This window comes from Pseudomonas sp. M5 (genome assembly GCF_016907075.1).
GTDB lineage: Bacteria > Pseudomonadota > Gammaproteobacteria > Pseudomonadales > Pseudomonadaceae > Aquipseudomonas > Aquipseudomonas putida_E.
In genome coordinates, this window is the sequence record NZ_JAFBBH010000001.1 from 4574491 (window position 1) to 4592199 (window position 17709).

Sequence of the window (17709 nt, forward strand, 5' to 3'; positions counted from 1 at the left end):
TCACTGGCCGGCCTGCGCGGTTTGCGCGGGCACGGCGTAGTTGTTGCGTTTGCAGAGCTTGGCCTCGACCTTCTGGGTGCCGCTTTCTGGCCCCTGGACTTCCAGGGCCAGCAAGTTCTGGCTGGCCCAGTCCTCGTCTTCACGCATCTGGAAGACGAAGCGGCCATTGGTGTCGGAGGTTTCCGGCTTCTCGATCTTGATGTCCTCGTGGCGCCCGTTGAGGTACCAGAGGGTGGCTTGCAGCACCTTCACCGAAGGGTCTTCGAACTTGATGTCCATCTGCAGGTTGCGGTTGACCAGGTCTTTGATCACCCCGCCCTTGCCGTTGACCATCAACTCGTTCTTGCCGGGCTTGAGGGTGCTGCTGGCGCTCATCAGTGCCGGGCGCGCGTCACAGCCATCGTCGAGCAGACCGAGGATCTGCCGCCAGATGGTTTCCTGGTCCAGGCGATACAGCGGCGAGAATTCCCAGATAAGGATCTTCGGTGGATTGTTCTGGAATTCCTCACTGCCCAGGTACTCGATCATCGAGCCTTCCAGGCCGCCGCCAGGGAAGGCGACGTTGAGCACGTCGGCACCGATGTACTGCTCAAGGAAGCCCGAGAAGTTGTAGTTCTTGCCGCTGTGGCTGGTGCCGACCAAGGTGATCTGGGCGTTACCGCTGTCACCGAACAGATCGTCGCCGCCGCTGGCGCCTTTCGGTTCGGTGGCGAACTGGTCCATGTACTGTACGGCGTAGCTGGTGCCGCACAGCTGCCCGGCAACGTTGTGCAGGGTGCCGGTCTTGCCCATGCGCCCGGACTTGTGGGTCTCGAATTCCTTGCGCGGGATACCTTCGAAGGCCGGCATCTTGTGTACGGTGTCGGCCACGATCCTGGCTGCACGCTCAGCACCGTAAGGTGTCCAGTGCTGGTCACCACGGAAGTAGAAGTCCTTGCCCTGCTCGGCGGCTGCCAACTGTTCGTTGGTCAGCGGCGACAGGTCCGGCACGTTGTAGCCCATGCTGGCAAAGCGCTTGAGCATGGCCTGGTAGTTGCCCAGGGCCTTCTGGTAATCGAAGGCGGCTTTCTCGGCCGGGTTGAGCATGTTGCGATTCACCAGGCCTCGGGTTGGCTGGTACACCACCACCAGTTCCACACCACGCTTCTTGAACGCGTCGTGCACTTGCTGCAGGCGCTTGTAGCCTGCAGGTGTGGTGCTGAACTCGGTACGCAGGTCTTCGCGGGTACGGAACAGCCAGTCGCCCTTGGCTTGTACCAGCGTGGTGAAGTTCTGCTGGTAGCGTGTGGTGTAGCGGCTGGCGTCGTGTGCCTCGGGGCACAGCTGGCAGCAAGGCTCGGCAGTGAAGGTCGGCGCCTTGACCTCGTCGGCGCGCACGCCCTGGCTGATGGCCAGGAGGGCGGCGGACAGGCCCAGCAGTTTCATCAAGTGTGGGGTCATGGTCTGGGCTTCCTTAATCGATCATTTCGGTCTGGCGTTCGACCGGGTCGATCAGCACGGCCTTCTGCTGGCGCACCAGCAGGTCGAGGATTTCGTCCTGGCGCTCGCCCAGGATGCCGTTGAGGCTGATGCCGTTGGATTTGCGCGGGGCGAGCATGGAGACTTTGTACAGCTCCACCGACAGCGGCGAATCGATCGAAAGAGGCCCCGAGCCGTTGGCCGCCAGCTCACCGCCGACCACGATCAGCGAGACCTTGGTGTCGAACGGGTCGAGGGCGATGTCACGGTCGGTGTCGGACAGGTCCTTGATGTGCCCGTACACGCCAACCAGGCCATTGGCCATGGCGACGTTCTCGTACAGGCGGATGTTGACGCTGTTGCGCACGCGGATGCCGTGGCGACGGTTGTTGATCAGCTTGTTGCCCCAGATCAGGTTGTCACCGCTTTCGTACAAAGTGATGCCGTCGGTGTGGTTACGGTAAATTTCGTTGTAGGCGATCAGGTTGTTGACGCTGTTACGGTCGATCACCACGCCCGAGAGCTTGTTGTCGTAGCTCTTGTTGTTGATGATCCAGCTGTCGTTGACCTCACGCGAGACGATGATCCCGTGCTTTTTCTTGGTGCCATACACCGTGTTGCCGGCGATGATCAGGCGGTGCGAACGGTCGTGCGGGTCGATGCCGTAGACGATGTTGTCGCGGTAGGTGCTGTCCTTGACCACGAAGTCCTGGGTCTCGTAGCAGTAGAACCCGTACCACATGTCACTGAATTCCGAGCCGATGATCCAGCCGGTGGGCTCCGGGCGGCCCATGCGCTTGGCCATGTTCGGGGTGTACTGCGAGATGCTCACACCGTACGACTTGGACTTGGCATAGCCAAAACTGGCCATCTTGGTGTTGACGATGTACGTCTCGGTGCCGCCCCACGACAGCAGGAACGGGCGGAATTCATTGGGCGAGCGGAAGGTCGCCGGGCCGTTGTCCTTCTCGCGCCAGCCAGTGACCTGGGTGTCGCTGACGAACAGTTTGCCGTCATTGACCAGGAACGCGCCGCCCTCCTGGGACAGGCGCAGTTGCTTGACCTTGCCGTCGATCTCGAGGATGCCCTTGTGCCCGACCACGATCGGCAGACGCGCCAGGTAAACACCTGGCTCGACTTCGCTGAGGTACTGCTTGGGCACCTTCTTGCTCAGTTCGACCAGGTCGACATGGCCGTCATCGACGAAGATCGCCTGGGGGATGCCGTGCTGGCGTTGTACCCACTCGGCAGCCTTGTTGTCGCCGCCGATGAATTCCTTGAGCGATTCTTCCTGCAGCATGCGGCGCACGCTGACCTTGCCCTTGTGGCTGCGGTCGATCTTTTTCTGCACAGCGGCGGCGGTGTAACCGCTCAGATCGGGCAGCTTGGGCGGGTCCATGTGCAACGGCTCGGTCGGTGCGCTGGACACGGTGTAGGTCTTGGCATGCTGCAGTTCCTTGGCGATCACCGCAGGTTCTGCGGCGACGGCCAGCCCTGAGGCCAGCAGCAGAGCGCTGGCCAGAAGGCTGTGACGTAAGTGCGGGTGAAGGTTCATTGCAGGTCCTCTACCGGCCTTAGAAGCGCCAGATCACGTCGACGAAGGCGCGGTGCATGTAGGAGTCCGCTTCCTTGCCATAGGCATCGCCGGGCTTGAACACACCGGCGCGCAGGCGCACCAGCGCGGACGGCTCGTCGATCGCCTGGCTCATCGAAGCAGGCAGCAGGCCCTGCTTGAAGTACTTGGTGACGACCACGTCCATTTCCTGGCCCAGGTCTTTCTCGCCGTTGACCAGCGGGCGGCTCACGCCGTTGTCGTTGACTGCAGCGTTGATGCCGCTGGAGCCGATGTTCTGCGAACCGTCGACACGCCAGAACTTGTGGTAGATGAAGCTGGCGTCGTAGTCCTCGCGCAGTTGCCAGGAGGCGAACAGGGTGGCCGCCTGCAGGTTGCCCAGCTCGCCGCGGAAGGCCTCGCCGAAGCGGTGCACGCGCGAACGGGTACCGGTGAAGTTGGAGCGGTTGCTCTCAAGGCCGGTCTGCTCGAAGTTGCTCGAACCGTCGTCGCCACCACCGCCGCTGCCGCGGGCATAGGCCGCGCCAACCTGCCAGTTCGGGTCCAGGCGCAGGCGGATGCCCAGGTCGGTGGCCCAGGCGTTGACGTCGCCGCTCTGCTTGCCGACGACGACCTGGTCGTCACCGACCAGCTGGCTGTTGAGCTTGTCGCGATCACCGGTCAGCCAGGTCAGGCTGCCCCAGTAGTTGACGGTGTGGTCGTTGCGCCAGTTGTAGGCGTCGCTGTTGGCTTCCAGGCCCAGCCAGGTGAGGTCGCCGGTGCGAGTCTTGTCCAGTGCGTCGATGGTTTCGCCCGGGCTTTTCAGGCTGCCGCTGTCATGGGTGTGGTGGGCGCGCAGGCCGACCCAGTGGCCGGGTGTCCACTGCGTGGCGACGTTACCGTAGATGTGCGTACGGTCTTCGTCTTCCGGGGCCAGCTCGGTCAGGTCGGTGCGGTATTCGCTGAAGCGTTGGGCCACACCCAGGTCAGCCTTGAGCAAGGTGGTGTCGAAGGTCCAGTTCAACGCTTCGATGTTGGTGTCGCGCCACATGCCGTCGTCGCTGCGCAGGCGTTGGCGACCAAGGCGCAGCTGCTCGCCCGGGTAAGCCGTGAGGCCGCTGTAGCCGACCCAGAACTCGCGCATGGCCAGGTAGCTTTTGTCGGGTTGGCGGCTGTCGTCACCGGTGTCGGTGGTGGTGCCGTCATCGTTCTGGCGCAGGGTGTCGGTTTCGATGGTGTCTGTGGCAGCAACGGCCTGGCCCATGGCGAAGGCACTCCAGTTGCCGCGCTCGCCGTATACCCAAGGGCGCAGGTCAAGGCCCAGGCCGTTGACGTCACCGCCGGAGCGGGTGCCCAGGTCGCGATCGTCTTCCGACTGGCCGGTGATCTTCACATCCAGGCCGAAGTTTTTCTGGGCGGTCATGTCGGCCAGGGTCGGGCAGGACCACAGCAGGGCGAAGCTCAGGCCGATGCCGGCTTTCACGAAGGGATTGAGCGTCATAGCGAGTCCTCACCGTCTACTTCTTTTTCGTCGTCTTGCAGGGCCTCGAGGGCCAGGGTGCCGCCTTGGGCCATGCTGCCGCGAGCCTGCTTTTCCTGCGTCAGCAGGCTTTGTGCCTGGCTGCGCTGGTCAGGCGTGAGCTGCTGGTCGAGTTGCTGCAGCAGCTCGGTGGACTGCGGCGTCGGGTTGGCCTGCGAAAGCTGGGCGAATACCCAGGCGTTGCCAGGTTGTGGGCGAATGCCATGGCCTTCGCTGAACAGCTGGGCAAGGGCATAGTCGGCACTGTTCTGGCCACCGCGGGCTGCGCTGAGCAGGTGATCGACGGCCTTTTGCGGCTCGACGTTGCCCAGGTAGCCACGGCGATACAGCTGGCCAAGGTAGTAGTGGGCGCTGACTTCGCCGGCCTCGGCAGCTGCCTGCAGGTGGTGTTCGGCCTTTTCGGCATCGGCGGGCAAGGTCTTGCCTTCGTAGTACAGGCGGCCCAGCAACAGTTCGGCACGCGGCTGTTCGGCTTCGCGGCCCTTGTCGATGTAGGCCATCAGCTGGTCGGTGTCGCCCAGTTCCGGGAAGTCGTAGACCAGTTGCGCCAGGCTCACCCAGGAAGCCGGATTGGCCGGGGCGACCTGCTCCAGCAGCGCTTTGGCGGTTTTTTCGTCGGTCTGGCCCAGGCTACGGTCGGCCAGTACACGGGCAACGCTGTCGACCCGAGTGGCAGGCACCGCACCGCGGGCATAAGCGGATTTGAGCTGGCCGAGCAGGGCGGCTTGCTGGTCGGCCTGGCCGCGTTTCTGGTACACGGTGGCCAGCTCGACGTAGCAGATGTCGCTGGTGTTCAGCGCAGCCTTGCAGATCTTCTCGACTTCACCCAGGTGCTGGTCGTAGGTGCCCTGGGTGCGATACAGCAGCACCTGGGCCAGGCCCGCTTCCGGGTTGCCGGCAGCGCGCCACTGGTCGATCTGCTGCTGGGCATTGATGTTGGGGAAACTCTGCGGGTAGGTCAGGTAGAGCATCGCCAGCGGGATCAGGGTATTGCCTTGGCCCTGCTTGGCGGCGAGCTTGAGCAGGGTCTGAGCTTCTTCGCGTTCGGCCTGGGTGCTGTCGGGCTTGGCCACCAGCAGGCGGCCGAGGCGTGCCTGGGCGCGTGGCGAGGTTGCCGCCGCAGCGCGATAAGTGGCCTCAGCTTCCTTGAGCTGCGAAGGGTCGCGGGTAGCGACTTTGATATCGGCCAGGCCTACTTGTGCGTCGCTGTAGCCCAGGTCAGCCAGGGCCTTGTAGTTGCGCTCGGCCAGCGCGGTGTCACCGCGCTTGAGGGCTTCGTTGGCCAGGCGCTGGTCAGGCAGGCCCGCACAGCCTGCCAGGGCGATCGCCGCGGCCAGGGCACAGAGGCCCAGGCTTGCGCTTTTCTTGTGGGGAATCATCGTTTGATCCTCTTACAGCCCACGGGCCACGGCTTTGTCGATCAGCCAGTTGAGCGAAGGGCCACGGTCGCTGCTGACCGATGCCGGGCGCCCGGCCAGCTCGGCAGGCAGGCCGCCGTCTGGTTTGATCTGCACGCGGATGTCGGACGCCAGGTTTTCGCTGTCGAGGCTGGCGCTGCTGACGATCTGGCCGGTGCGCACTTCGGTTTCGCCCGCCACCTGGAAGTTGACGCGGGTACCTGGCTTGACTTCGTCGAACTGGCGGTAGCTGAAGCGTGCCTCGACCATCGGGTTGCTGGTACGCGGGACCAGTTGGAAGATCGGCTGGCCCTTGGCGGCGTACTGGCCATCGTCCACCAGCTGGCGGGCGACTACGCAATCGCAGGGGCTGGTGAGGGTGCCGGAGAGTTGCTTGCCGAACAGTTCCTCGACCTTGGCCGGTTCCAGCTGCGAGTCGTCCAGGTGGCCTTTGAGCATGTCCAGCATGCTGGTGCTGAAGCTTGCCAGCGGCGCGCCCTTGACCACCATGCCACCGGGCTCGACCAGGCTGTTGACGGTGCCGTCACGCGGCATGGTGATGTTGGTGGTCGGCACTGCGACCACGCCGGCTTCGGCGTGGCTGACGAAGTACATGCCGTACAGCGATTTGGCGACGAAGCCGAAGGCGGCCACACCAACGACGAACACCCCGAGGGTCACGGTCACTGCCTTGAGGCGGCCGAAAGCGGACAGGCCAGAGCCGCCGTCCTTCTGTTTGCGCGCCTTGGTGAAGTTGTCGCGCTGCAGGGTGCTGAGCACGTCGCCGACGCTGATCAGTTCACCAGAAAGGTGGCTGGTGATGATGTGGCGCAGGGTGGCGATGTCGCGGGGTTCGAGGTTCTGGAACTGCGCACCGGTACGGCCATCGCTCGGGTTGCAGGAGCGCACCTGAAACTCGATGTCCATCGACAGGCCCAGGTTGTCGACCACGAACTGCAAGCGCCCGCGCAGTACCTGACCGACCTTCAGCGGCTGCTTGGCGTAAAAACTCAAGCCGCCAGCGGACAGGTCTTCGACCTTGACCTCCTGGGTCTGGCGTTCGCCATCCAGATAGCGCAGCTTGGCCGGGATGCGCACCCGGGCGTGCTGGCGCTGGGCTTCGGACTCATGCACGACATTGACGTTCACGGCGGTATTCATGGTGGTTTGTTCCTGTTAGTTCCGATCCGGGTTGGGCTCACACGACCATGAACAGCACAGCGACGAAGATGCTGGCAGCCGAGAAGGTCATGGTCCGCGAGGACCAGGTGTTGAACCATTGTTGAAAACTGGCGAGGTCACGTTTCAGGGCAGTCGGTTGACGGGTCCAGGACTGCTTGTCGAGGCGGAAGAACACGTAGATCTTCATCAGCGCGCCGACGATCTGGTTGTAATAAAGGATCAGCGGATAGGCCGGGCCGACATTGTGCCCCGAGCACAGCAGCATGATGGTGAGGATCAGGCGGGTGATGCCGATCCACAGCAGGTACACCAGCAGGAAGCCGAGGCCGAACTTGAGGCTGGCGATCACGGCCACGGTCAGGCCCAAGAGGCTGGTCCACATCGACACGCGCTGGTCGAACAGCACGATGCTGGTGAACAGCCCCAGGCGGCGCATGCCCAAGCCCAGCGCGCGGGAGTTCTGCCGCAGGTTGTTACCGTACCAGCGGTACATCAGTTTGCGGCTGGCCTTGAGGAAGCTCTTCTCCGGCGGGTGCTCGACCGTGTTGATGGCGGCGTCCGGCACGTAGAAGGTGTCGTAGCCAAGGCGCATCAGGCTGAACCAGCTGGACTTGTCGTCACCGGTGAGGAACTTGAAGCGGCCCAGGCGCCAGTGCATCAGCGAGTCGCTTTCGACGTCGGCGATGAACTCGGGGTTGGTCACCACGCTGGCACGGAACATCGACATGCGCCCGGTCATGGTCAGCACGCGCTTGCTCAGGGCCATCGAACACATGTTGATGTGGCGCTGGGCGAAGCGCAGCTTGTGCCACTCGCTCATGATGTAGCCACCGCGCACTTCGCAGAACTCGTTGGTGGTCAGGCCACCGACGTTCGGGTACAGCTTGAACCAGGGTACGGTCTTGCGAACCACGCCTTCGGCCAGCACGGTGTCGCCGTCGATCACCGCGACAACAGCGTTCTCATCCGGCAGCATCCGCGAGATGGCGCGAAAACCGTACGCCAGGCCATCACGCTTGCCGGTCCCGGCGATGCGCACGATGTCCAGCTTCACGTGGGCGGGCGGGTTGTATTTGGCCCACAGGCTCTTTACCAGCAGCTCATCGGACATTTCCACCAGCGAGCAGACAACGGTGGTGGGGAAGCCGCAATCGATCGCTTCACGGATTACCGAGCTGTATACCTGAGCAGTGGTCAACGCTTCGATGCGAAAGCTGGTGACCATCAGGTACACGTGCGACGGGTCGGCCGCGCGGCCCATCTTCTGCACCTTGCGGCGCAGGTAGGGGTACACGCCGTAAAGGAAGATCATGCCGCGAATGAAATGGGTGGCGCCCATGGAGTAGCGCCAGATGCCGACTGCGCCGACCAGGAAGATGAAGTGCTTGGACTGCGAGTCGAAGATTTCGGCCGGCAAGGCCAGGGCGATCAACATGAGCAGGCTCATGTAGAGCAGCCAACCGGCGCACTGCAGCAGCACTGTCTGTAGCCTTTGCATGTTCAGCATCCGTCGAGAATTCTGGGAAAAGGGCAGCGCAGGAGGCCTGCGCTGCCTGGCTGCTGGCTTACCAGCAGATGCCTTCGGTACGGCTGGTGTTGCAGGTCGGTTTGTTCATGAAACCGACCAGGTCGATCACTTGCTTGCCTTCTGGCGCTTGTTCGGCCAGGGCGCGGAACTGCTCGTCACGGTTGCCCAGGACGATGATGTCGGCGTTGTCGATGACCTTCTGGAAGTTGGCGTTGAGCAGCGACGAGACGTGCGGGATCTTCGACTCGATGTACTCTTTGTTCGCGCCGTGAACACGGGCGTACTCGACGTTCTCGTCGTAGATGTCCAGTTGGTAGCCTTTGCCGATCAGGCGCTCGGCCAACTCCACCAGCGGGCTTTCACGCAGGTCGTCGGTACCGGCCTTGAAGCTCAGGCCCAGCAAGGCGACCTTGCGCTTGTCGTGGGCTTCGATCAGTTCAAAGGCGTTCTGCACCTGCGATTCGTTGCTGCGCATCAGCGAGTCGAGCAGTGGCGCCCGTACGTCGAGGCTGGCGGCACGGTAGGTGAGGGCGCGCACGTCCTTGGGCAGGCACGAGCCGCCGAAGGCGAAGCCAGGGCGCATGTAGTACTGCGACAGGTTCAGCACCTTGTCCTGGCAGACCACGTCCATCACGTCGCGGCCATCGACGCCGACCGCCTTGGCGATGTTGCCGATTTCGTTGGCGAAGGTGACCTTGGTGGCGTGCCAGACGTTGCAGGTGTACTTGATCATCTCGGCGACTTCGATCGGCTTGCGGATGATCGGTGCATCGAGTTCTTCGTACAGGCTTTGCAGGACGTCGCCGCTGGCGCTGTCCAGTTCGCCGATGACAGTCATCGGCGGGTGGTCGTAGTCCTTGATCGCGGTGCTTTCACGCAGGAACTCGGGGTTGACCGCGACGCCGAAGTCGACGCCGGCCTTCTTGCCCGAGCAGTCTTCGAGAATCGGGATGACCACGTTCTTGACCGTGCCTGGCAGCACGGTGCTGCGCACCACGATGGTGTGGCGGCGGGTGGTGTCACGCAGAACGTAGCCGATTTCGCGGCAGACCGACTCGATGTATTCCAGGCCCAGGTCGCCATTTTTCTTGCTTGGGGTACCGACGCAGATCATCGACACGTCGCTGGCGCGGATGGCCTCGGCGAAGTCGGTGGTGCCACGCAGGCGGCCGTTGGCGATGCCCTGCTGCAGCAGTGCTTCCAAGCCAGGTTCGACGATGGGCGACTTGCCCTGGTTGATCAGGTCGATCTTGGTGCTGGACACGTCCACACCAATCACGTCATGGCCTCGCGCCGTCAGGCAACCTGCACAGACCGCACCCACATAACCCAAACCAAAGATGCTGATACGCATCGCTATCACCTCATGTGTTTATCACGCCAGCTCTTCCGGGAAGAGCCGGACCGGGTTGATTAACAACAGTTTTAGGGCGCACGGATCCCATGGCGAATGCACACTTCACCGAGCGCAGGCATGAATAAATCCGGAGCGCACAACGTTGTGCACTCAAAGTTGGCAGTCAAAGGCCAGTAATTAATAGGCGTGCCCTGAAATGCAGCCGTCTTTATTGCAAAGCGCTACTTGGCGCGTTGCTGTGCTTGTTCTTTCAAGTGGAAAAATCCTTTGAAATCAACCACTAGGACGATTCTTTAGGGGCGCGTCTCTCCTGCTGGGCAGGGCCTACGGGAGTACCCGTGGCATCTGTTAAAAGTTTCGGAGCCGCTATTGGTTCGCGGCTGCTTGTCATCTGTAAGTCATCTCTCACACCGCACAGGCATGAAATTCGTTACGGCACTATGAGCGATGCGTCACAGAAGAAGTTCCTGGGTGGGTTTCGCCTCGATGAAAGATTTCTAAATAATTCTTCAGTGGCGAATACTTTCAAACTGATAGCACGCCTCAGGCGCACCCCTGTATATAAAGGGCGAAATCCGTGTGAGATATTTTTGTGCCAGCACCGAAAAATTTTTTTCAAAATTCGTCAAAAAACTACGAATGGGCTTATGACGGTTTGCGATAACGGCTCGTATGACGATTTTCTGGCGCTGGTTTGTTGGCATGGTGGCTGCGTGATCCCTGCTTCAGTGTGGTGCGGGTTCACATTCAGAAATATTCAAAGCCATGCGAAAGCTAAGGTTTTTCCGGGGCTGGTCGTTAACACCCTTGGACGCCCCTATTCGGAGCTGTCCATGAACGACGGAGCGTCTTGGGCAGCCTGAGGCCACTGGCCATCAGGGGCGTCTCATCCTTAATCACATGGAAGAGACGAGATCACGCTAATGAAAAAGACATCGCAGATTGTGCTTGCCACCGTATCGCTGCTTGCCGCCGGCCTGGCGCAGGCGGGGCCGCCGGTTGAGGTGACCATCAAAAATCTCGGCGCTCAGCCCGCAGTCATGAAACTGGTGACCTCAAATGAGACCAGTAGCTATCAGATCGCCAACCCTAAACCCTCCAATACGATTCCAGCCTCATCTTCCACCTTCATGCGCGTGCAGCGGTTGGTAAGCCCGGACGTAAATGGTGCGATGGTGCGCTACACCATTGGCAGCAAGACGTGTGCTTTTGGCACCACATTTCAGATGCGTATGTTACCGGGGGGAATCAAGCAGCCCCAGTGGACCAAAACCGCAACGCCAAGTGGCGGGGCAACGTGCACGGCGACTATTACGAGTACATCCGCTGACTTCGCATGGAAAGTTGAATTCACGATGAGGTGAGTGGCGTTTCAGTCTTCTTCTCAACGTCTGCACTTTGCCGGTATGCGCCGGCGAAGTGTAATTGAAGTATTTGTGCGAAAGGCGGGTGCTGCATCAGCAGCAGGAGTTATGTATATGGATGGAGTCAATGGTCGTGGGGTATATAAAAGCCAGGTTGGCACGGCTCTAACTGTCAGGCGTGTAGAGGAGTCTGACCTTGTAGACGCGCAGAAAATAGACAGCAAAACGGGGAATGGCGAAGAAAAAATTTCGAGCCTGGCTAAACAGTTGAGCGCTGCTGCCGAGCGTGCGGCGTTGCGTGATAGCCAGCTCTCCCGTAGTGAGCTGGCAGACCTTGCAGCCAGCATTCTTGACCGGTTGGGAGGGCTTTCATATTCCTTGGCGAAAGACTTTTATGATTCACAGCTACCGGATACGGATAATGCCGAGTTGCTGGCGCGTGCGCGCCAAGCCAATGATTTTGCAAGTGGCAAAGGTAGCAACCCATTCAAGGGTTTTAGTCGCGAGCAGCTAAGCCTGATCATTTACGATGAAAGCGGGGCTTTCACGGTGAGTGAGCGGCGTGCTGCAATGTTCGAAAAAACAGACCAGCATAACCAGTGGGCACAATCAATAAGCGGCAAGATGAATGCTGAATATCAGCGAACGGGCCGAATTGATGAAGGGTTGCATGAGATTCTGGACTTTTATAATGCTCTACCGCCCATTGAAGTTGCCGAATATGGGAACTATGAGGCCGATATCATGATGCAGTTGTCGCAGCATGAAGTGCCGCAGCCGGAGTTTGATACTTCGTTGATCGACATGCTGGCAAAGGAGTGGAAATCGGCACGAAGCGATCAAGCGAAAGCACTCGACTCGCAGAGCGACGCTGCATTTCAGGGTGAGAATGGGGGGGGCAAGGCATGAACCCGATAGTCTGCGTGAACGGTATCGCGCGCATTCTGGGCTGCCAGCCAGTCCTGCAAGATGTCTCTTTGTCCATCCCCCGCGGCCAGACCTGCGCCATCATCGGCCCTTCCGGCTCGGGCAAAAGTACCTTGCTCAACCTGATCGGCCTGCTCGACCAGCCTTGCCGTGGCCAGATAGTGCTGGCTGGCCGGGACATGACCGCCGCCACCGCCGACCAGCGCGCAATCATGCGTAATCGCCTGCTGGGTTTCATCTTCCAGAGCTTCAACCTGCTGCCGCGCCTGACTGCGCTGGACAACGTCGCTTTGCCGTTGAGTTACCGAGGCATCGGGCGGGTAGCGGCACGCCAGGCGGCACAGCAGCAACTGGAGGCGGTCGGGCTAGGTCAGTGGGCGCAGCACCTGCCTGCCGACTTGTCCGGTGGCCAGCGGCAGCGGGTCGCCATCGCCCGGGCGCTGGTGACGGAGCCTGCGTTGCTGCTGGCCGATGAGCCGACCGGTAATCTCGATGGCGCCACGGCCGAGGGTATCGCAGCGCTGTTACTGGCGCTCAATCGTGAGCGGGGCGTGACCTTGCTGATGGTCACCCACGACCCTGCCATGGCGCGGCGCATGGACCGTTGCATCGAGGTGCGCAACGGTGGGGCCTTTGATGCCTGAGGCCTATGGCCCTTCGTGGCCGCAGCGCTTGAGCGAGGCGTTGGCCAGCTTGCGTCAGGCAGGCCCCCGCGCCTGGCTGGCGCTGATCGGCATCGCTGTGGGGTGCGCTGCGCTGGTCGCCCTGCTCAATATTGGCCACAGCGCCACGCAGCATGCTCGGCAGCTGTATCGAGGCATGGGCAGTGAGCTGCTGGTCGCCAATCTGCAGCGCCCCGCTGAAGTTGCAGCACCCGTGGCACTTGACCTGTCAGTACTGCCAGCGTCCATTAGCGCCGCTGCGCCATTGCTGGTTTCTGTGGCCACAGTGCAATTGGCAAGCAAGCGCCATGAGACCCTGGTCGGCGCAAGCACGCTGCAACTGGCGCAAGTGCTGGACCTGCAAGCCAGCCATGGCCGCTTGTTGTCCGCCTACGACGATGACACCACGCATGTATTGCTGGGGGCCACGCTGGCCCGGCAACTGGGTGCGCGTGTGGGCGATCGTCTGCAGTCGGGCCGCTACCTGTTCGAGGTGGTTGGCGTGCTTGCGCAGCGGGGTTACAACCCGATGCTGCCAATACAGGTCGACGATGTTCTGCTGATGCCCTTGCCGGGTATGCGTCGCCTGGGCGCTGCGCCCGAGGTGGGGACGGTGCTTGCACGCGGGCATGATGTCGCGGTGTTGACGGGCACAGCGCAGGCGCTGACTGACTACCTGGCTGCACGACTGCCAGGGTATGAGGTCGACGTGCAACTGCCACAGCAGCTGCTGGAAGGGATGGCCAACCAGTCACGGATGTTCACGTGGGTGCTCGCCGGGTTCGCCGGTATCGCATTGCTGTTGGGTGGGGTCGGGGTGATGAATGTGATGCTGATGAGCGTTGCGCAGCGCCGTCGCGAGATCGGCGTGCGCTTGGCGCTGGGCGCACGCACCCGCGATATTGCCTGGTTGTTCCTGCTCGAAGCGCTGTTGCTGGCGGTTGGCGGAGCGTTGCTCGGAACACTGGTGGGGCTAGCAGCGAGCTGGGGCTTTGCCCTGGTGTCAGGCTGGCGCTATGCGCTGGATGCGTCATCGATAGCGCTGGGCATGGGCAGCGCGTTGGCGCTCGGCCTTTTCTTCGGCTTGCAACCGGCACTGGCTGCGGCGCACCTGCAACCTGTATTGGCGTTGCGCGATGACTAGATGGCTCGTTTTTCTGTGCTCGGCGCTGCTGGGCGGTGCCGTACTGGCTGCTGACCCGCTGCAGCTGCCGCGTTCGGACCACGGCTTTGCGGTGTCGGCCACTGCCTGGGCGGCCAGCGGGGGCGCCGAGGTATCGCTGGAGCTGGCCGATGCCGTTGCCTTGGCCCTGCGCGACAACCGCGCCGTCCGCAGTGCTTATCTTGAGCGCATCGCGCAGAAATTCGACCTGCGCGTGGCGCGTGATCACTATGCCCCGCAGCTGTCATTCAAGGCACGCTACCTTGGCAATCGCAACAGTGATGACCACTACCGCGAAGTCCAGCTCGCTCCGGCGGCGAGCCTGCTCACGCCCTACGGCACACGGCTGAGCCTGGACTGGGCGTACGGCCAGACACGCGCCGACAGGGCTGGCGTACATTACCGTGATGGCGCCAACCTGATGGTGATTCAGCCGCTGCTGCGCGGTGCCGGGCGCGAGGTGGCCAGTGCACCGCTACGCCAGGCGCTGCTGGCCGAGCAACTAAACCGGCTGGTGCTCAAAGACCGCGTGGCTGAAGTGATCACGCGTACCATCCTGCACTATCGCGAACTGCTTCACGCCCAGGAGCAGTTGCACATTGCCCAGCAGGCGCTGGCCCGGGCGCAGCAGTTGGTAGAGGTGAACCAGGCGCTGATCGCTGCCGGGCGCATGGCCGCATTCGACAAGGTTCAGGCCGAAGCCGAGGTGGCTGGGCAGGAGTTGGCGCTCGAAAGCAGCCGTAATCAGCTCCACGCAAGCCGGCTGGCGTTGGCCCAGGTGTTGGCAGTGGACCTGGCCACCCCTTTGCGAGCAGTGGAAAAGGTCCACGTCCAGCGCTTGCAGGTCGATACTGCGCAGGCACTGACCCAAGCCGAAGCGCTGCAGCCTGCGTATCTGATGCAGGTGATCACGGGTGAGCAGGCGTTGATTGAGCTGCAGGTGGCACGCAATGAGCAATGGTGGGACGTGTCGCTGGTCGGCGGGGCCAGCCAGACGCGCCAGCGCCCTGGCAACCAGGCCGGCTGGGAGCACTATGTAGGGCTGGAGCTGGAAATACCGCTTGGAGACCTGAGCCGGCGTCAGGCCGAGGTACGTGCCCGCGTGGCTGTCGAAAGGCAGCAGGTCAGCCTGGCCGAGGCGCGCCAGCAACTCCAGCGCGATGTGTTGACTGCAGTGCGCGATTCCCAGGTGCGTTGGCGCCAGCTGGAAATTGCCGCACGGGCGCTGGCGCTATCGCGGCGCAAGCTGGAGATAGAACAGGAGAAACTCGCCGTCGGACGCTCGAGCAATTTCCAGGTGCTCAGCTTCGAGAGCGATTTGCGCCATGCACAGAGCGTCGAACTGGATGCCAGAATTGCCTACCTCAATGGCCAGGCTGAACTCGACCGGACACTGGGTACCACGCTGGAAAGCTGGGCTGTGGCGCTCAATGATTAGATGGCGGTTGCTGTTGTGGCTGCTGGCGTGGCCGGCAGCGTGGCTCCTGTGGCAAGCCTGGCCTGCTAGCCAGGGGCAGGATGTCGCGGCGCGCTGGTTGTGGGTTGAGCCGCAGCGGCTGGAAAGCCGGGTGGGCCTGGTCGGCAGGGTGCAGGCGGTCCGCCAGCAGATCCAGGCTGCGCCATTCGACGGGGTGGTCGCCGAAGTGGAGGTGGAGCCAGGGCAGCGGGTGGCTCCAGGCCAGCCACTGTTCAGGCTCGATACCGCACAACTGGATGTGCAGATACGCCAGGCCGAGGCCGAGTGGCTCAAGGCGCGGACAAGCGTGCGCCTGCTGCAGGGTTGGCAAACCGGGCCGCAGGTGGCCCGTGCGCGCCGCGCGATGTTCGGCGCCCGGGGGGCTTTGGCAGCCAGCGAGGGCGCGCTGGCAGACACACGACGCCTGTTCGAGCGGGGGATCGTCGCCCGCATCGAGGTCGACAGCCTGGCGCAGCAGGTAGTCGCTCAGCGCGAGGCACTGCAAGATGCCGAACAGGAGCTGAGCCTGGTGCGCGAACGCGGGCGAGGCGATGAGCTGCGCATTGCACAGATGGCGCTGGCTAATACCCACGCCCGCTGGCAGGCGATGCTGGCCCAGCGTGAGCGCAGGGTGGTCAGGGCGCCTTTTGCGGCCTTGGTGGTGCGTGCCGACAACGCCGGTGGCGGTGCCTCACGGCACCTGCAACCGGGCCAGCAGGTGAGCCAGGGGGCGCCTTTGCTGACGTTGGTCGACCTGAGCCAGCTGCAGGTGCTTGCCGCAGTCCAGGAGCATGATCTGGACAGGCTGCGCGAAGGGCTGGAGGTCGAGGTCATCATCGCCGGTCAGCCACTTGCCGGCCAGGTGCAACGCGTTGCCCTTCAGGCCAGGAACGATGAAGGGCAGGGGGCCTGGTACGACGTACGGGTGGCCTTGGAGATGCCGAGGGAGCCGTCGACACCGTTGTTGCGCCTTGGGATGACGGCGCAGTTGACAGTGATCGCGCACAGAACGGAGCAGGGCATTGCGGTACCGGCAGAGGCGCTGCAGGTGGATGAGGCGGGGCAGGCTTACGTGGTCTACCGGGCTACGGGCGATCGACAGGGGCGCAAGGTACCGGTCACGGCAGGTGTCGCGGTAGCGCAGGGGGTCGAGGTGGTGGGGCTGTCGGCGGGTTATGTACGAATTCCGTAAAGGGCCGCTGTGCGGCCCGGTCGGTTGTCACAGATCCAGGGACCAGGGCTTGGCGGTGGTGCAGGCACTCACTCGGCCGGATGATCGCGCAAGAACACCAGGTGATCAGGCTTGGACTGTTCGGCGCTGTAGTAGTAGCCCTGTACATCGAACTGCTTGAGCTGCTGCGGGTCATTGACCCGTTCCTGGATCACGAAGCGGCTCATCATGCCGCGGGCTTTCTTGGCGTAGAAACTGATGATCTTGTACTGGCCGTTCTTCAGGTCCTTGAAGTCGACGTTGATTACCCGGCCTTTCAGGGCGCTGCGTTTCACCGCGCTGAAATACTCGTTGCTGGCCAGGTTCAACAGCAGGTCATCGCCCTGCTCGGTCAGCGCCTGGTTCAGCCATTGGCTGATACGCGTGCCCCAGAAGGCGTACAGGTCCTTGCCACGGGCATTGGCCAGCTTGGTACCCATTTCCAGGCGGTAGGGCTGCATCAGGTCGAGCGGGCGCAGCAGGCCGTACAGGCCGGAAAGCATGCGCAGGTGCTGCTGGGCGTAGGTGAAGTCGTCTTCGCTCAGGGTTTCGGCGTCCAGCCCGGTATACACGTCACCCTTGAAGGCCAGCAGGGCCTGCTTGGCGTTTGCCGGCGTGAAGTCTGGCGTCCAGCTGCCAAAGCGGGCGGCGTTGAGGCCGGCGAGTTTGTCCGACAGGTGCATCAGCTCGCTGATCTGCGCCGGTGACAGCTCACGCAGTTGCACGATCAGCTCCTGGGAGTCGTCCAGGTACTGGGGCATGGTAAAACGCTCGGTCACCGGTGGGGTGTCGTAATCGAGGGTCTTGGCGGGGGAAATCACCGTCAGCATCGGGTCGGCTCCTGGAATCGTTGCCGGGGATTCTACGGACTGAAGGGGGGGAACGCCAAACTATGGCGACAATAGTCACAGACC

15 protein-coding genes are annotated in these 17709 nt (G+C 62.3%); 7 read left to right on the forward strand and 8 right to left on the reverse strand.

The window, feature by feature from the left end:
* From JOE27_RS20815 to JOE27_RS20845, 7 genes are all read right to left on the reverse strand, one after another.
* Positions 1-1440, reverse strand: coding sequence for an alginate O-acetyltransferase (locus JOE27_RS20815; RefSeq protein ID WP_204919810.1), 1440 nt, complete (start codon positions 1438-1440; stop codon positions 1-3).
* A gap of 13 nt (positions 1441-1453) precedes the next feature.
* Positions 1454-3013 carry a mannuronan 5-epimerase AlgG gene (algG, locus tag JOE27_RS20820; protein WP_115273614.1) on the reverse strand — a complete coding sequence of 520 codons (1560 nt, stop codon included), beginning with the start codon at positions 3011-3013 and terminating at the stop codon, positions 1454-1456.
* Between the two features lie 19 nt (positions 3014-3032).
* Positions 3033-4511 (reverse strand): alginate export family protein, encoded by a 1479-nt coding sequence (locus JOE27_RS20825; RefSeq protein WP_115273615.1) that lies wholly within the window; start codon positions 4509-4511, stop codon positions 3033-3035.
* Entirely contained in the window at positions 4508-5929 is a 1422-nt protein-coding gene (algK, locus tag JOE27_RS20830; RefSeq protein WP_204919819.1) for an alginate biosynthesis TPR repeat lipoprotein AlgK, read from the reverse strand. The genes JOE27_RS20825 and algK overlap by 4 nt, the downstream gene beginning before the upstream one ends.
* A gap of 12 nt (positions 5930-5941) precedes the next feature.
* On the reverse strand, positions 5942-7108 hold the full coding sequence (locus tag JOE27_RS20835; RefSeq protein ID WP_174142262.1) for an alginate biosynthesis protein Alg44: 1167 nt from the start codon (positions 7106-7108) through the stop codon (positions 5942-5944).
* Positions 7109-7145: 37 nt separating this feature from the next.
* A complete protein-coding gene (locus JOE27_RS20840; RefSeq protein ID WP_204919822.1) occupies positions 7146-8627 on the reverse strand; it encodes a glycosyltransferase family 2 protein in 1482 nt (493 codons plus the stop codon).
* 67 nt (positions 8628-8694) lie between these two features.
* Complete coding sequence (locus JOE27_RS20845) at positions 8695-10011, reverse strand: UDP-glucose/GDP-mannose dehydrogenase family protein (RefSeq protein ID WP_204919824.1); 1317 nt, start codon at positions 10009-10011, stop codon at positions 8695-8697.
* Between the two features lie 341 nt (positions 10012-10352).
* Here JOE27_RS20845 and JOE27_RS20850 point away from each other — a divergent pair, with 341 nt between their 5' ends.
* The 7 genes from JOE27_RS20850 to JOE27_RS20880 all read left to right on the forward strand — a co-directional run bounded on the left by JOE27_RS20850 (position 10353) and on the right by JOE27_RS20880 (position 16777).
* A complete protein-coding gene (locus JOE27_RS20850) occupies positions 10353-10877 on the forward strand; it encodes a hypothetical protein (protein ID WP_204919826.1) in 525 nt (174 codons plus the stop codon).
* 60 nt (positions 10878-10937) lie between these two features.
* On the forward strand, positions 10938-11378 hold the full coding sequence (locus JOE27_RS20855; protein ID WP_115273619.1) for a hypothetical protein: 441 nt from the start codon (positions 10938-10940) through the stop codon (positions 11376-11378).
* A 114-nt stretch (positions 11379-11492) separates the two neighbouring features.
* Positions 11493-12287 (forward strand): hypothetical protein, encoded by a 795-nt coding sequence (locus JOE27_RS20860; RefSeq protein WP_052750401.1) that lies wholly within the window; start codon positions 11493-11495, stop codon positions 12285-12287.
* Positions 12284-12949: an ABC transporter ATP-binding protein gene (locus JOE27_RS20865; protein WP_119688306.1), complete on the forward strand. Its 666-nt coding sequence runs from the start codon at positions 12284-12286 to the stop codon at positions 12947-12949. Before JOE27_RS20860 ends, JOE27_RS20865 begins: the two co-directional genes overlap by 4 nt.
* Complete coding sequence (locus tag JOE27_RS20870; RefSeq protein WP_204919828.1) at positions 12942-14111, forward strand: ABC transporter permease; 1170 nt, start codon at positions 12942-12944, stop codon at positions 14109-14111. Before JOE27_RS20865 ends, JOE27_RS20870 begins: the two co-directional genes overlap by 8 nt.
* Positions 14104-15567, forward strand: a complete 1464-nt coding sequence (locus JOE27_RS20875; RefSeq protein ID WP_204919830.1) for a TolC family protein — start codon at positions 14104-14106, stop codon at positions 15565-15567. The genes JOE27_RS20870 and JOE27_RS20875 overlap by 8 nt, the downstream gene beginning before the upstream one ends.
* Complete coding sequence (locus JOE27_RS20880; RefSeq protein WP_204919832.1) at positions 15560-16777, forward strand: HlyD family efflux transporter periplasmic adaptor subunit; 1218 nt, start codon at positions 15560-15562, stop codon at positions 16775-16777. Before JOE27_RS20875 ends, JOE27_RS20880 begins: the two co-directional genes overlap by 8 nt.
* 68 nt (positions 16778-16845) lie before the next feature.
* On the opposite strand, the gene yaaA is transcribed toward JOE27_RS20880, so the two are convergent.
* Positions 16846-17625 (reverse strand): peroxide stress protein YaaA, encoded by a 780-nt coding sequence (gene yaaA, locus JOE27_RS20885; RefSeq protein ID WP_204919834.1) that lies wholly within the window; start codon positions 17623-17625, stop codon positions 16846-16848.
* Between the last annotated feature and the right edge of the window lie 84 nt (positions 17626-17709).

Coding starts and splice junctions, on each gene's coding strand:
- JOE27_RS20845 (WP_204919824.1), bottom strand. CDS start 10,011: ATGCGTATCAGCATCTTTGGTTTGGGTTATGTGGGTGCGGTCTGTGCA.
- JOE27_RS20880 (WP_204919832.1), top strand. CDS start 15,560: ATGATTAGATGGCGGTTGCTGTTGTGGCTGCTGGCGTGGCCGGCAGCG.
- yaaA (WP_204919834.1), bottom strand. CDS start 17,625: ATGCTGACGGTGATTTCCCCCGCCAAGACCCTCGATTACGACACCCCA.
- JOE27_RS20875 (WP_204919830.1), top strand. CDS start 14,104: ATGACTAGATGGCTCGTTTTTCTGTGCTCGGCGCTGCTGGGCGGTGCC.
- algG (WP_115273614.1), bottom strand. CDS start 3,013: ATGAACCTTCACCCGCACTTACGTCACAGCCTTCTGGCCAGCGCTCTG.
- algK (WP_204919819.1), bottom strand. CDS start 5,929: ATGATTCCCCACAAGAAAAGCGCAAGCCTGGGCCTCTGTGCCCTGGCC.
- JOE27_RS20825 (WP_115273615.1), bottom strand. CDS start 4,511: ATGACGCTCAATCCCTTCGTGAAAGCCGGCATCGGCCTGAGCTTCGCC.
- JOE27_RS20870 (WP_204919828.1), top strand. CDS start 12,942: ATGCCTGAGGCCTATGGCCCTTCGTGGCCGCAGCGCTTGAGCGAGGCG.
- JOE27_RS20815 (WP_204919810.1), bottom strand. CDS start 1,440: ATGACCCCACACTTGATGAAACTGCTGGGCCTGTCCGCCGCCCTCCTG.
- JOE27_RS20840 (WP_204919822.1), bottom strand. CDS start 8,627: ATGCAAAGGCTACAGACAGTGCTGCTGCAGTGCGCCGGTTGGCTGCTC.
- JOE27_RS20855 (WP_115273619.1), top strand. CDS start 10,938: ATGAAAAAGACATCGCAGATTGTGCTTGCCACCGTATCGCTGCTTGCC.
- JOE27_RS20860 (WP_052750401.1), top strand. CDS start 11,493: ATGGATGGAGTCAATGGTCGTGGGGTATATAAAAGCCAGGTTGGCACG.
- JOE27_RS20835 (WP_174142262.1), bottom strand. CDS start 7,108: ATGAATACCGCCGTGAACGTCAATGTCGTGCATGAGTCCGAAGCCCAG.
- JOE27_RS20865 (WP_119688306.1), top strand. CDS start 12,284: ATGAACCCGATAGTCTGCGTGAACGGTATCGCGCGCATTCTGGGCTGC.